General features: G+C 53.5%; 11 protein-coding genes and 1 tRNA gene. 6 read left to right on the top strand and 6 right to left on the bottom strand.

What is annotated here, in order from left to right; all coding sequences use genetic code 11:
- Nucleotides 1-123 precede the first annotated feature (123 nt).
- The 5 genes from JI735_RS02465 to JI735_RS02445 all read right to left on the bottom strand — a co-directional run bounded on the left by JI735_RS02465 (nt 124) and on the right by JI735_RS02445 (nt 6,847).
- Nucleotides 124-807: an S-layer homology domain-containing protein gene (locus JI735_RS02465; RefSeq protein ID WP_202677015.1), complete on the bottom strand. Its 684-nt coding sequence runs from the start codon at nt 805-807 to the stop codon at nt 124-126.
- Nucleotides 804-4,142 (bottom strand): cadherin-like beta sandwich domain-containing protein, encoded by a 3,339-nt coding sequence (locus tag JI735_RS02460; protein ID WP_202677014.1) that lies wholly within the window; start codon nt 4,140-4,142, stop codon nt 804-806. Before JI735_RS02460 ends, JI735_RS02465 begins: the two co-directional genes overlap by 4 nt.
- Nucleotides 4,143-4,331: 189 nt before the next feature.
- Nucleotides 4,332-5,027, bottom strand: coding sequence for a TetR/AcrR family transcriptional regulator (locus JI735_RS02455; protein WP_039838073.1), 696 nt, complete (start codon nt 5,025-5,027; stop codon nt 4,332-4,334).
- Nucleotides 5,028-5,084: 57 nt separating this feature from the next.
- On the bottom strand, nt 5,085-6,119 hold the full coding sequence (locus tag JI735_RS02450; RefSeq protein WP_039838072.1) for an ABC transporter permease: 1,035 nt from the start codon (nt 6,117-6,119) through the stop codon (nt 5,085-5,087).
- Nucleotides 6,116-6,847, bottom strand: coding sequence for an ABC transporter ATP-binding protein (locus tag JI735_RS02445; RefSeq protein WP_039838071.1), 732 nt, complete (start codon nt 6,845-6,847; stop codon nt 6,116-6,118). The genes JI735_RS02450 and JI735_RS02445 overlap by 4 nt, the downstream gene beginning before the upstream one ends.
- A gap of 213 nt (nt 6,848-7,060) precedes the next feature.
- Between JI735_RS02445 and JI735_RS02440 the strand changes: the two genes are divergently transcribed.
- From JI735_RS02440 to pstA, 5 genes are all read left to right on the top strand, one after another.
- Nucleotides 7,061-7,504 carry a hypothetical protein gene (locus JI735_RS02440; RefSeq protein WP_039838070.1) on the top strand — a complete coding sequence of 148 codons (444 nt, stop codon included), beginning with the start codon at nt 7,061-7,063 and terminating at the stop codon, nt 7,502-7,504.
- 311 nt (nt 7,505-7,815) lie between these two features.
- Entirely contained in the window at nt 7,816-9,243 is a 1,428-nt protein-coding gene (locus JI735_RS02435) for a TolB family protein (protein WP_039838069.1), read from the top strand.
- 51 nt (nt 9,244-9,294) lie between these two features.
- Nucleotides 9,295-10,158: a phosphate ABC transporter substrate-binding protein gene (locus JI735_RS02430; RefSeq protein WP_039838068.1), complete on the top strand. Its 864-nt coding sequence runs from the start codon at nt 9,295-9,297 to the stop codon at nt 10,156-10,158.
- Between the two features lie 93 nt (nt 10,159-10,251).
- Nucleotides 10,252-11,202 (top strand): phosphate ABC transporter permease subunit PstC, encoded by a 951-nt coding sequence (gene pstC / locus JI735_RS02425; protein WP_020427191.1) that lies wholly within the window; start codon nt 10,252-10,254, stop codon nt 11,200-11,202.
- Entirely contained in the window at nt 11,199-12,074 is an 876-nt protein-coding gene (pstA, locus tag JI735_RS02420) for a phosphate ABC transporter permease PstA (protein ID WP_020427192.1), read from the top strand. The genes pstC and pstA overlap by 4 nt, the downstream gene beginning before the upstream one ends.
- Nucleotides 12,075-12,689: 615 nt before the next feature.
- On the opposite strand, the gene JI735_RS02415 is transcribed toward pstA, so the two are convergent.
- Nucleotides 12,690-12,763: transfer RNA gene (locus JI735_RS02415), tRNA-Arg, on the bottom strand.
- 110 nt (nt 12,764-12,873) lie between these two features.
- Between JI735_RS02415 and JI735_RS02410 the strand changes: the two genes are divergently transcribed.
- Nucleotides 12,874-13,830 carry a hypothetical protein gene (locus JI735_RS02410; protein ID WP_051052157.1) on the top strand — a complete coding sequence of 319 codons (957 nt, stop codon included), beginning with the start codon at nt 12,874-12,876 and terminating at the stop codon, nt 13,828-13,830.
- Nucleotides 13,831-13,885: the final 55 nt, after the last annotated feature.

Raw genomic sequence — 13,885 nt, 5'->3', positions numbered from 1 at the left:
TATAGTTTCCATATTAGCAGAACATGCGTACGCCTACAAAGCGGGAATAAAAAAAGCCACCACCAAACCGCATATCTGCGGATAGGGGATGGCTGAAGGCGGGGTGAGCAGGAGGAATCCTTATTAGATGAGTCCGGATTTCTGCAGCAGTCTTTGCAGCAAGACGGCCACTTCGGCTCTTGTCACATGCGACTGGGGAGCAAGCCCGGTTCCGCTGCGGCCGGTGATGAGTCCTGCCTGCAGGCTGGCCGCAATGCTGTCCAGCGCCCAGGCGGAGGCCTGATCCGCATCCGTAAATTTCTTCATAAGATCAGCGGGGCTGATGCTGACTTCCGAAGCAAGTCCGGTAAGCTGCATCGCCTGTGCAAGCATAGTCATCGCCTGCTCCCGGGTGATGGAATCATCGGGCCGGAAGCTGCCGTCTTCGAAGCCCGTGATCAGCTGGTGGCGGGAGGCGGTTTGGATTGCGCTGCTGTACCAGTCAGAGCTGCTCACATCCGTGGATGGAGAAGTGCCGCTGGCGGCTTGCAGGCCAAGCCCACGCACCAGGACCGCCGCAAATTCGGCGCGGGTGATCCCGCGGTCGGGCAAGAAAAATCCGTTCCCGCTTCCGTTTACAACCAATCTTGCTCCCAGGTCATCTACTGCAGCTTTTGCCCAATGTCCAGCCATATCCTTGAACTCCACAGGATGGGAGACAATAGCATAGGTGCTATTGGTAAGACTGCTGATGACCGCAGCATATTCCCCATTCTGCAGTACAAATCTGGTGGGAACATGGTGTACGGTTCCGTCCGGCTCTATCACAATACCGGTAGCACGGCTTGTATCGGTTCCGGCTGGGAGAGAAAGCTCCGTTGCACATAAGCGCTGAAGCCGGCCAGGCCGGAGGTTTGACTGCCGCTAACGATCTTTACCGAGAAATCGAGCGGTCCGGCAAGGAATGTGAACCCGCCTTCGGCCGCAGCGGTGCGGGCGGTGCCGGCCAGGCTTGCATCCGGAGCTGCAATTTCAATCTGAATGCGCACATCCGCTGCGGATGCGTTTGTTCCGGGCTGTCCGGCTGCCGTATCCCAACGGATTAACTGTAAGGGAATGGTATACGCGGCTTTGGCAGTATGGACGGATATAGCCGCCTGCTTTTGCTGTAAATGCTGGAGCAGCAGTCCGTTAAGCTCTACCGTCTGCACTTCCGAACGGTTATTGAATTCAACCGAGATCTTGGCGCCGGGTTGATATTCCGCCAATATCCGGTCGAGTTTGCCCTGGTCCAGTGTGACGATGGAGTGCCGTCTGTTATCGGCCAGTATCGTTGACAAGGCGCTCAAATCTTCGATTTTGCCGTTCACATATGTCAATACTTCCGGGGCAGGGGCCTCTTTTGCCGGGGCCACCGGGACCCTTGATGTCACCGGCGGTGCGGGTTCTGCGGGATATCCTTCACCACTGGCCGGTGCCATAGGAATTACCGCGTTGGAAGGATCAGATGCGGGACCCGTACCTGCTCCGTTTTTGGCTTTTACAGTAAAAGTATAGGCTGTTCCGTTCACCAACCCGGTTACTGTAACCGGGCTGGCAGAGGCCGTGGTAACACTGCCTCCGGGTGATGCTGTAATCTCATAGGAGGTAACAGAACTTCCGCCGTTGTCCGCAGGAGCCGCGAAGGCAACGGTCACTTGGCCGTCTCCCGCAGTGGTGCTGAGAATAGCCGGTGCGGCGGGAACCGTCCTTGGCGTGGCGCTGACTTCATTGGATAGAGCGCTGCCTCCGCCAGGATTAGCCGCCTTGACAGTAAAATAATACGTGGTTCCATTGATCAGGCCTGGTGCGTTATAGCTGTATACCGAGCCGGCAACTGTACCTGCTGGTTGATCGTAATTTCCCGGCACCGTACTTTGGTAGACGGTATATCCCGAGGCACCGGCTGCCGGTTCCCAGTTCAGGCTCACCGTTCCATTGCCGGGAACGGCGGTCTGCAGCAACGGTGCACCGGGTGCGGGGACCTGAGGGGTGGCGCTGACTTCGGCGGAGGCCGTGCTGTCGCCGCCTCCGTTCACGGCCTTGACGACGAAATAATAGGTCGTCCCGTTGGTCAGGCCTACAGCATCGTAGCTGTAGACCGCGGCGGCAACCGTTCCGGCAGCGGCTCCGTACTCGCCGGAGGTTGTGCTTGTATAGACGTTATATCCGGTGGCTCCGCTCACCGGAGCCCATACCAGGTGCACCTGACCGTCGCCTGCGGTCACGGCCTGGACAACCGGCGCACCCGGCGCAGGAGCCTGCGGCGTGGCGCTGACTTCGGCGGAGGCCGCGCTGTCGCCGCCTCCGTTTACGGCCTTGACGACGAAGTAATACGTCGTCCCGTTCGTGAGCCCGGCTGCCGAGTAGCTGTCGGCAGCCGGGCCCAGGGTCGCCAGTGCGGTTCCGTAGGTCCCCGGAACCGTACTGGCGAACACCTTGTACCCGGTTGCGCCGCTGACCGGGGTCCACTTCAGCGTGACCGCCGCATCTCCGGCGGTTGGCGCGGCCATCACCGGCGGTGTCGTGTCCTTCACCGCCACCGTGAACAGCGGATGGCTGCCCGCATCCATGACCAGTTCAAATACATGCTCTCCTGCCGCCAGAGTGGACAAGTATTCTTTGTGAAGAGTCAAGGTGCTGCCGGACAGAGTATAGGCGGCATTGTCCAGAACTGCCGTCCCGAGCTTCAGGCCGGTCAGCAGGTTGCCGTTCAGGCTAAGCACGGTTGCAACATCATGATAATGACCTGCTGCTGTATTCAAGGCATATTTGTCAAAAGTGCCGGAGACAGGAGAGAGTGTGCTATCCTGTACTCTTTTAACCGTAAGATGGTATACGTTGGTATAGCCGGTGTCCTCGGCGGACACTTTTACATGAAGGGTGTGGGTTCCGGCGGCCAGCGGCACAGTGGCGTCCTGCCCATTAGTTACAGGTGCATAACTCCCGTTATTAACGCTGATCTGCACCGATCCCTTAGTGTCCGCCAGCGTTGGTGTTACCGTCAGGCTGTCTGTGGTGATATCTGCCAGAGTATAAGTGAACACATGGCTGTCGAAGCTCTCTTTCAGAACGCCCGGCAAGACAGCAAGCTGGGACAGGAGCGCATTGTTGCTTTTCCGGTATATATTCAGACTGTAGAGCTTCTCGGTGATTCCGTCCTGGGCGGTTACCTTAATCACGATAGTATTGTCTCCCGGGCTTAACGCCAGGGGAGCGCTAAGAGAGCCGCTGGGTATAGGATCGTAGCCGCCTTGGCTGTTTTGAATGCTTAGCGCTGCTGTTGAGTCGGAAGCAGTAGGGGTTACGGCAATCGTGCCGGTGTCATAACCAACATCCTGTAAGGCATAACTCGTCACACCGGATTGAAAAGCAGGAGAGAGGCTATTCCCGGGGACCGACAAGGCGCTTAAACCGGCATTGGCTGAGGGCGAAGCACGGGTGACGGTAATACTATAGGTTTTGGTGACCGAAGCGTCATATGATTTGACCGCGATATAAACCATATTGCTTCCAACATTAAGCGGGACAGAAGAAGAGATACCGCCTTGGGCACTGCTCCCGGCAATACTAACAGCAGCTGCAAGATCATTCGCTAATGCATTTACATCCAGACTGCTTGTTGTATAAGGAACGTTTAGGGTGTATGCGGTAGTTGAAGGGTTAAAGGCAGGACTGATGCTGCCCGGGCTTACGCTCAAATCCCAAAGGTTTGCATCATTCGTGTTTGGATAATAGACCTGTACGGTATAGATTTTGCTTGTGGAATTATCGGATGAGGTAACTTTGAACTGGAAGGTATTGTTACCGCGCTGGGTCGGAAGATAGCCGGTTGAGACGTAGTTGCCAATGGGAGTCCAAGGACTTCCATTCATGGAATAGGCCAGAGAAGCGTCTTCATTGGCGGGAAGGGCTCCGGTGTAATATCCGATCTCCGAACTGCGCATATGTACCGTGTATTCCGTAATTTCTGGAGAAAATGCAGGGGAAAGCGTTCCCGCTCCCTCATAAAAGATCTTTAGCGTAGCATCCGAATTCGATACATCCGCCCTGGCAATCCAAGGCAGAATAACTACCAGCAGGGATGTGGCAAAAAAAGCCGCCGCCAGTCTCATAATTCTCATTAAAAACCCTCCGTATGTATATTATTGAAATCCGCTATGATTTTTATCATTATAACATACGGAATTTTGATAGGACCGGGTTTTTTACAGAATTTTCTGAGCAGGTACGATACTTATTCCTTCCATATATAAAAGCAGCGGCAGCCTCACATTCTCCCTTAGGTAAATGCAAAACTCCCGCTGCTCCCTTTATTCCTCCCGCCGCAGTGCCGGACCTGCAATTCCATGCAGCATAAAGTCTAGAGTCAGGTTGATTTCCGCTGCATCATCCCAGTCCTTATCCGGCAGCAGCAGCAGCCGCGCCAGCAGATACCCGATTATAGAGGAGATGGTGAAGCGTATAATCGAAGGCGTGGGCGCATCGATAACCTCGCCCTTTGCTTTGAAATGTTCAGTGATCGCAGTTACCCGCTCCAGCACCTTGCCAATAACATTTTCAATGAATTGTTCCCGGAGCGCTGGCTGGAAGGGGATTTCCTGCACGAAAATCCTCAGAATTTTGAAGTTCTTCCGGGCGAATTCCAGACGGTTAACCATAAAGGCCCGCATGAACGCTTCATAGCTGTCAAAAGGAACATCCAGCACCCCGTCAAAATTGCGCAGCACGAAAGGCGCAATCATCTTGGTCATCGCCGGGCTGACGATCGACAGCAGCAGATCCTTTTTGGTCTTGTAGTAGCGGAATATCGTACCTTCTGCCACTCCCGCCCTCTGGGCAATTTCACTGGTGGCGGCAGCAGCGTACCCCTTTTCGGAAAAAACCTCAATTCCCGCCTGGAGAATGGCCAGCTGTTTGGGCGTCATTTTTTCTTCTTCGCTGATGGCCAGCAGTTCCGAAATCCACTCCTCTTGCCCCTGCTGTTCATCCGCTTTCTTCTTCTCCATCTACTTGTCCTCCCAAATCTTTTCCTTCCTTGTAGTTTACCATAGGGAGCCTGATGTTTACATTTTACGGTGCTTGCGCAAGGCCAGCACATTCAGCAACATGAACAGCAGGGAGAAGCCAATCAGCGCATAGACATCCAGCGCGATGGCGCTCCAGCCTTTGCCGCGGATCATAATATTCATCAGCGCTTCGGAGCCATAGTAAATCGGTGTTGCCAGACCGACACGCTGCAGCCACAAAGGAAGGGTATCCAGCGGGAACAGCCCGCTCAAAAAGATCTGGGGCACGATAACCAGCGGAATGAACTGGATCATCTGCAGCTCATTGGCGGCATATGCCGAGAGCAGCGTGCCCAGCGTCAGCGCCGACATGGAGAGCAGCAGGGTCATCAGCAGCACATACCCGAAGCTTCCGGCCATCATAATGCCGAGCACCTGGATGGAGAACCAGGAAATCAGCAGCGCCTGGAACACGGTGAATATCCCGAAGCCGCAGACATAGCCGAGCACAATTTCCCAGCGCTTCAGCGGGGTGGAGAGCAGGCGCTCCAGGGTCCCGGTGGTCCGCTCCCGCAGGAAGGAAACACCGGCGATCAGGAAAACAAAGAAAAAGACAAACACCCCGATCATAATCGGCCCGAAGCGGTCAATAGTCTTCATATCCTCTGCGCCGTACAGATAGCTGATCTTCGGCTGGATCTGACCTTCTCCGCCAGCGGATTGCAAGCTCCGGGTTGCAGCGGTCAAGGCCAGCATCACTGCGCGGTTTGCGGTCGGGTTGCTGCCCTCAAGCATCACTACGGGAGCCGTTCCGTTCAGTGTAATCAGCGCATCCAGCTCACTCTCTTGAAGGGCTGCTTTGCCCTCGTCCGCTGACTCGTAAGCTATAACAGTGGCGTTCTGCGCTTCAAGCGCACGGGTGAAGGGGACGGCTCCGCCGGAGACGCCGATCTTCGGCTCATAGGCATCTCCATTGAACACCAGACTCATTAGGCTGAGTACGAGAAGCGGGGCAATGAACATCAGCGCCATCGTTCTTTTATCATGAATGAATTGCTGTAGGATTCGTAGGGTAATCGCGCGGACTCTCATCGCCGGACACCTCCATAATATAGAAAAGCCTCCTCCATCGAAGCTGCACCGGTGTTCTGAAGCAGATCTGCCGGGGTGTCGACGGCCAGCAGCTGTCCGTCCCGGATCATGGCCAGACGGTCGCATTTCTCCGCTTCATCCATCACATGGGTCGTCACGACGATGGTGGTTCCTTTGCCGTTTAGTGTCCGCAGCTCTTTCCAGATCGACTTGCGCAGCACCGGATCGATGCCAACGGTGGGTTCGTCAAGAATGAGCAGCGGAGGTTCATGCAAGAGCGCGATGGCCAGCGACAGCCGCCGCTTCATTCCTCCGGAATATTGGTCCACACGCTTGCGCAGATGCTCCTGCAGGTTAACCACCTCCATCACATCTGCAATCCGGCGGGTGCGGTTTCCGCCTCTAAGTCCATACAGGGACGCGAAGAACTCCAGATTTTCTTTGGCGCTAAGCTCGCTGTATAGCGCATCCGACTGTGCCATATAGCCGATTTGCTGCAGCAAGGAGAGCTTGGGCATTCGAACGCCCAGCACCTCCACCTGGCCTGAGGTCACTTCATCAATCCCGGTCAGCAGCTTTACAAGTGTAGTTTTTCCCGAGCCGGAAGGGCCAAGAATGCCGAAAGTCTCTGCCTGCTCCACCTGGAGCGAAATATCCTTCAGCACCTCCTTAGTGCCAAATGCGCGGCGGACATGGGTTACAGCAATCACAGGATGTCCCTGATTCATGTCAATCTCCTCGATTCCATAATTATGAGTGAGTACTCACTCATTATATTAAATCAATTCCTTGCAGATGTAAACCGCTTTTTCGGTAATGACGGCTAAGTAAATTTTTTTAAAATTTTAGCAAATTAGGTTTTAATCCGTGGAAGTACAGGGTAATTATGGGTATAAGCAAGTGTTATGATGTAAACAGACCATGGAGGAGGAGTTAGAAAGATGGCCGACAAGAAGGTTGCGCTTCCCCTGCTGGTGCTTGCGGCAGCCGTGGGGCTTAGTGCATGCGGCAATCCCGGAGGTGAAGCAGACGGTGGTCATTTCCGCACTTTGGCAGAAGAGAATGTGGACAAGCCGCAATATCTTCCCGGGGATTTGCCGATTCCAGCCGGTGCGGGGATTACGTTAACGGAAGGTAAGGCGGTGGACGGAAAGAAATCCTCCATGCTGATCTATGAAACGCAGGAGAGCATGGATGAACTCGGGAGCACCTATCAGAAGTATGTAAACGACAAGGCTCTGAAACGCGGGACGCAGATTGTCGACAGGAACAACATGATTATTAACGGCAAAGTTCCAAACGCCTACTCCTATTCTATTATTGGCACCCGTTCGGATTCGAATCCAGGCAGTGCCGAAAATATCGTTACATGGATTGAGAATTAACATTCCGCCCGGTATTTTCCGCATTTCTAGCCCTCTTTTCATCTACAATTACTTGGAGGCCGACTCTGATATTTCAGGGGCGGTCTTTTTTGAAATATAAGAATTTATATGCTTCGCGCTATAAATTATCCTTCTATTTCTCGCTGAAACGGGTACCGTCCTTATAAGGACGGCGTAGCCGTTTCCACTTGATGCAGGCTGTACGCCATTCATCATCAGTTAATATTTCCATAACATTCCTCTCGAACAGAATTGACACTCGTAGATGAAAATAGCATTAGCAGTTACCTATAGGAAAAGGGTGAGTCTAATTGAGAAATAGTAAATGGTTCAGCGCGGCTTTGGCTTCAGCAATTCTCGTTGCAGGAGGAGCGGGAAGTATTGCGGCAACAAGCAGCAGCGCTAATGCCGCCGCCGTAAATTCCGCAGCAGTCAAGGAAAGCAGCATGACCTGGTCTGTGAACGGAACGCCGGTTGCACTCAGTACCATTAACAGCGGCGGGTACAAGCTGTATTCGCTAAATCAAGTGGCCGGTGAGCTTGGAGCCAAGCTGATCATTAGCAGCAGCGGTTTTGAACTGAACGACAGCAAAGGATTACATAATGTACTCATTAAGACAGGTGCAAAAGGTTATCAAGTGGATGGTGCGGCTCAGCAGTTCACCGTTGCTCCTGTAATTTATAACGGCAAGGCCTACGTAGAGCTGACTAAGCTGGTTACCGCCCTTGGCGGAGAACTCCAGGCTGAAGACCACACGATCCTGAGTTTTGCCCGTCCGGAAGGCCAGTTCGATACCCTTCATTGGAATGCAGACGGAAGCATCATTGCGAACAAAAGCGATTCCGAAACCGCCCAGCTTTTCAAATTCAACGCTTACCCTGGCGATTATGAAATTTTCTCTTCCAATAACAGCGCATCGGATTTCGCGGTTTCTGCCGATCAGAAATGGGGCGCGTTCACCGATGAGACAGGCCAGCTCAAGCTGATCAATCTCGCCAGTGGAGCCATCTCTTCCCTCGGGACCGACACCAGTGTGAAAACAGATCTGGTCTGGTCGGCGGACGGCAAGACAATCTACTTCATCCAGGGGGACAAGCAGGAGAAGATTGCTCAAATCTCCGTGGAGACCGGAGTCGTCAAAGCTGTGCTTGAAGACAAGGTAGAGAACAAATCAGAGCTGCGTCTGTCTTCCGATGCCAAAAGTGTTGTGTACATTGTGAACGTAACAGGCGTGGCTAAAAATGATGCCGACAGCACCGAAGATTCACTTACCGTAGACTTCAGCAAAGCTGGGGAGCAAATCTATAAGCTGGACCTTGCCGCCAAAGATGCGAAGCCTGCAGCCCTGACCACAGCCCTGGACAACAAGCTGTATCCGGAAATTCTGGCGAATGGCAGCGTGGTATACCTGAGTGCTGATCCGGACGGCAATGCAGCCAATACGCTAAAATCCATTGGGACGGACGGCACCATCAGCAGCATCGCCCTTGACGTTGAACCAACTTGGGTTGCTGGTGTAGCTTCAGGCTTGATCGTTTCCGGTATCGCGGCTGACGGAAGCACATCTGTCTATTCCATCGACGGCAGCGGCGGCAAAACTGTGCTGTTCCACTCCACCGAAGATGTTTCGGAAGTAGCGGTATCGAAAGACGGCAGCAAGCTCGCTGTTATCAGCGACGGCAAGGTGCTTGCAATTCAGAGCGGCAAAGCTCTCCAGCTCTCCAGATCAACCGACTAAGGCATAACCTACACAATATAACGGCGCAATCGCCGAGAGGAGAAATTATTCATGAAGGTTTTCAAAAAATTAACAGTCACAGCATTGACCGCTGTCATCGCAGTAACTGCATCTTTTGCCGGAATCGCGGCCGCAGCTGACTCTCTAAAAGGTAAAATTACCGTCAACGGATCAACTGCACTGCTTCCGCTGACCCTGCAGGCCGCCAAGGAATTCCAGAAGCTGCACCCGAAAGTCAAAATCGCCGCTTCCGGTAAAGGCTCTGTAACCGGACCGCAGGCTGTGAAGAAGGGCATTGCCGACATCGGCGCATGCGACTGGGATGCCAGCATCGACGTTCCCGGCTTCAAAGCTTTTGACGGACAAGTGGCCAACAAGGTAGCCGTTATTCCTTTTGCCACCATCGTCAACAAAAATGTAGGTGTAGACAACCTGTCCACAGAACAGCTGCAAGGTATTTATTCCGGTAAAATCACCAACTGGAAAGAAGTCGGCGGATCGGATGCCAGCATTGTAGTGGTTACCCGCGCCTTCGGTTCCGGTACCCGTGTCAACTACCAGGCCAAGGCTCTGGCTGGCGGAGATATCGTGAAGAAAGAGAAGAATTACAAGGAAACCGGCTCAAGCGGTGACATGAAAACAGCCGTTGCTACAACCCCTAACGCCATCGGCTACATTGACCTTGTCTATGTAAGCGGCAGCGACATCAAGGCTGTGAAATTCAACGGTGTGGCAGCAACTACGGATAATGTCATTAATGGTTCGTACAAGATTTGGGCTTACGGCTACTACATGACTAAAGGCCAGCCTACCGGCGCAACCAAGGAATTCATTGATTATGTGCAGAGCAAAAAGTTCCAGAATGGTTCTTTGAAGAAGCTTAAATTCATTCCGATTGCTGCAATGAAGGGCTAAGTGTAAGTCTCTGGGAATCATAAACATATATTGAACGGTAACAGCGGCCAGCTCCGATATCATGCGGGGGTGGCCGCTTACAGGAGGGAAAGTATGGGGGCACCGGTCCAGAACCTGGCATCGAGGGCACAGAAGGGCAGCCTTGCAGAAGGCGGCATAAGCGCCAAACGCCACAACAGGCACTTGTTCAGCAACACTATGTTTCGTTATTATTTTCTGTTCAGCATCCTTGCACTTTGTCTGGTGCTTGGACTTGTCATTGTATTCATCGGCAAAACGGCGCTGCTTCTATTCGACAACATCTCGCCGCTGGATTTCTTCTTCTCGTTCAACTGGAGCCCGGAAGAGGAAGCCTTTGGCGCCGCTGCCTTTATTGTAAATACATTATCGCTGACAGCCCTGACGCTGCTCATCGCGGTGCCTGTCTCAGTGGGGATGGCTGTGCTCTGTGCGGAGATCGCTCCGAAATGGCTCACTAGCTTTATCCGGCCGGTGCTTGATTTGCTGGTCGGCATTCCTTCCATTGTATACGGCTATCTGGGGCTGACTGTGTTATTGCCTTTTCTGCGCAGAGTCAGCGGTGAGGGGCTCGGGGATGGCCTGCTTGCTGCTGCGCTTGTGCTTGCCTTGATGGTGCTCCCGACCATTTGCCGGATCAGCGATGATGCCATCGTTGCCGTTCCGCGCAAATACCGCGATGCAGCCTATGCCCTCGGCTCCACCCGCCTGCAGGTTATTATGCGTGTTGTTCTGCCTGCGGCCAGCAGAGGCATTATCTCTGCAGTTATTCTGGGCATGACCCGTGCGGTCGGCGAGACGATGGCCGTGGTCATGGTCATCGGTAACACGCCGCAGCTGGCCAAGTCACTGTTCACACCATCTTCGGTGCTGACCAGCAACATTGTGATGCAAATCTCCAATGTGGAATTTGACTCCACCTGGAACTATGCGCTGCACATGATGGCCTTTCTGCTGCTGTTAATCTCGTTTGTGCTGATCCTCATCATCCGCATATTAGGCCGGAAAAGGAGGGATGCGGCATGAATTTCACCCGTACCCGCCATACGGCCCGTTCCCAGCGGAACAATAAAATCGCAAACATCGCTTTCTACACTCTGGGCGCTCTGGTCATGCTGCTGATTTTCTGGCTGCTCTTCACCATTCTGAGCAAAGGCCTGCCTTCGCTGAGACCGGACTTCCTGATCAAGCAGCCGGAGGAAATCGATGCCGGAGGCGGTATTGGCCCGGTGCTGTTCAACTCCTTTTATATTCTGTTCATCTCGCTGCTGATTTCGATTCCGATCGGTATCGGAGCCGGGATTTATATGGCGGAATATGCGCCGGACAACCGCTTTACCGGCGCGCTGCGCATCTGCGTAGAGTCGTTGTCCTCGGTTCCTTCTATTGTATTCGGGCTGCTCGGCCTCGCCATCTTCGCCGAATACTTCAACGTGGGACTGACCATTCTCGGCGGGGGAGTCAGCCTGGCGCTGCTCAACCTGCCGATGCTGGCCCGGGTCACGGAAGAAGCGGTGCGCGCCGTTCCCGGAGAAATTCGTGAGGCCGGCTATGCCCTCGGGATGACCAAGTTCCATGTCATCCGCAAGGTGGTGCTGCCGGTAGCGATGCCGGCGATTGTGACCGGTGTCTGTCTCGTGGCCGGACGCGCCTTCGGCGAGTCGGCTGTTATTATTCTGACGGCGGGCCTCAGCACTTCGGGAGAGATGTGGGATTTCAATCTGTTCTCGCCGGGCGAGACGCTGGCAGTGCATCTGTGGTATGTGCAGTCTGAGGCCATCGTGGAGGATGCGCGGCAGATTGCCGACAAGTCTGCGGCTGTGCTGGTGTTTGTGGTGCTGCTGATCAATTTCATGTTCCGCTTCCCTCTGTGGCTCGGACGCCGCCGGGGACGCTGAACAGCTGAAGTTATCTGTTTTTCTATGAACCGGGTGCCGTCCTTGATAAAGGGGCGGCACCCGGTTTAGTTTACGGAAAATATACAATTGCTTAAAATTGTTGATAATACTAAAATGAAAGCAATTCCATACTTGCAACAAATTTCGACAGTTCTCTAGTGCATCTGTTGCGCATGTAAGGGCACATGCACTCGGCTTAGCCTCGTAGCTGCCCGGCTTGGCGAATCTATTGCATTTTCTGCAATTGTTTGAGCTAAAAATCCGGCTTGTTTCATTTCTATTGTATTATCTGCAATAGAAAAATACGTTTAGTCCATTTTGAAGCCGAATCGGCAATTTCTACTGTATGAAGTGCAATAGAACGCGCACCGAGCGTCAATTTGAACGATTCTAAAATACACCCGATTGTTGCTGCGTTGGCCGGAATAACGTCTCTCCAGTCCGCGATGCTCTATGAAACACATTTTTGAGGCAAATAGCGTATCTGTAATCCGGAACGGAGTCCGGCTGATTGCGAAGCGGGCCCTCCCGAAGCGAAAGATCCAACGAACCCGCCTGTGGGTTCTCATCCCCCGGACGCACAAACAGCCTCCCCGAAGGGAGGCTGTCAGGTGACGTCCCGGGAGGGATTCGAACCCCCGACCGTGCGCTTAGAAGGCGCATGCTCTATCCAGCTGAGCTACCGGGACATAAGAGCATTACTGAAAAGCAAGCAAAAATTATGTTACCATATGTAGATAACTTTTTCAACCTGTTTTTTTGAAACCGCAGTGGGATATGCTATAATCTACAATTGATCATGGTTCGGAGAAAAGGAGGTGCCCTCATTAATCATTCGAATTCCCCCGCCAAAGAGAATATCGTGCTGTTTCCGAAGACGCTGGATTACTACCAGATCCAGTTAACGGTAATGCTGGAGAGTGAACGTTACGGGGAAGCGATGGAACTGCTGCGGTTTTTGCTGCAATGCCAGGGCCAGGACGAGCGGCACTACCAGGAATGGCAGTCGCTGCTGGACTGGCTGGAGGCTGCCTTCCCCTATGCATCCCGTGACGCGGAGGGAGACAGGGAACCCTCCGGGAGTGAGCAGGATCTGAAGGAAGAGGACATGGCCCGGATTTTGGCCAAGTCGAAGCTTGAAGAGGATGCGGATTATCCTGACAAGCTGCTGAAGAAGGTCATGAACGAGCCTTTATCAGAGTCGACGATACTCGCGCTTGAGCAGCTGTCCTATCTGGAAGGCGGGCAAGTAGACGAGGCGCTTGTGGGCTGGCTGGAGCAGGCAGCGGTTCACCCGCTTTTGCAGTTCCGCACGCTGCAGACACTCCGCCGCCGGGGAGCGCAGGGCACCATCGGGCTGATGCGCGGAGGGGAAGTCGCATATGTCGAGATTGAAAAGGTGCCGCTGACGAATGAAGAGTTTCCGCCGCAGGTGGGCCAGGTGCTGGAACGGGTGGCCGAGCAGGCGGAAGTGCATGAGCCGACGCTGTATTATTTTGCACAGGAGCTGTGGGGACAGTTCATGATGTCGGTCTACGGCTCAGCGGAGTACCGCAAGCTTCTGGAAGGAGAGGACGAGCAGCTGGATATCTGGGCCGGTGCGCTGCACCAGATGGTGTCCGAGAGCCTGAACGGAACGCGGCAGGAAGAGGAAACGCGGGCCATGTACGGAATCACAGGCAGCATGCGCTTTCAATTCGAGGGGGCTTACCGCTCTCTCAAAGGATTTGTAAAGAGTTCTCTACTTGATAAATGAAGTAATGTTGTATATAATATAATGGTTATTCTGTGCGTGAATTACGTGAATTTTT

Source organism: Paenibacillus sonchi, assembly GCF_016772475.1.
In the GTDB taxonomy this organism is placed as follows: Bacteria; Bacillota; Bacilli; order Paenibacillales; family Paenibacillaceae; genus Paenibacillus_AQ; species Paenibacillus_AQ sonchi.
The sequence above is the reverse complement of the archived record's forward strand: the minus strand, read 5'-3'. Positions and strand labels throughout refer to the sequence as shown.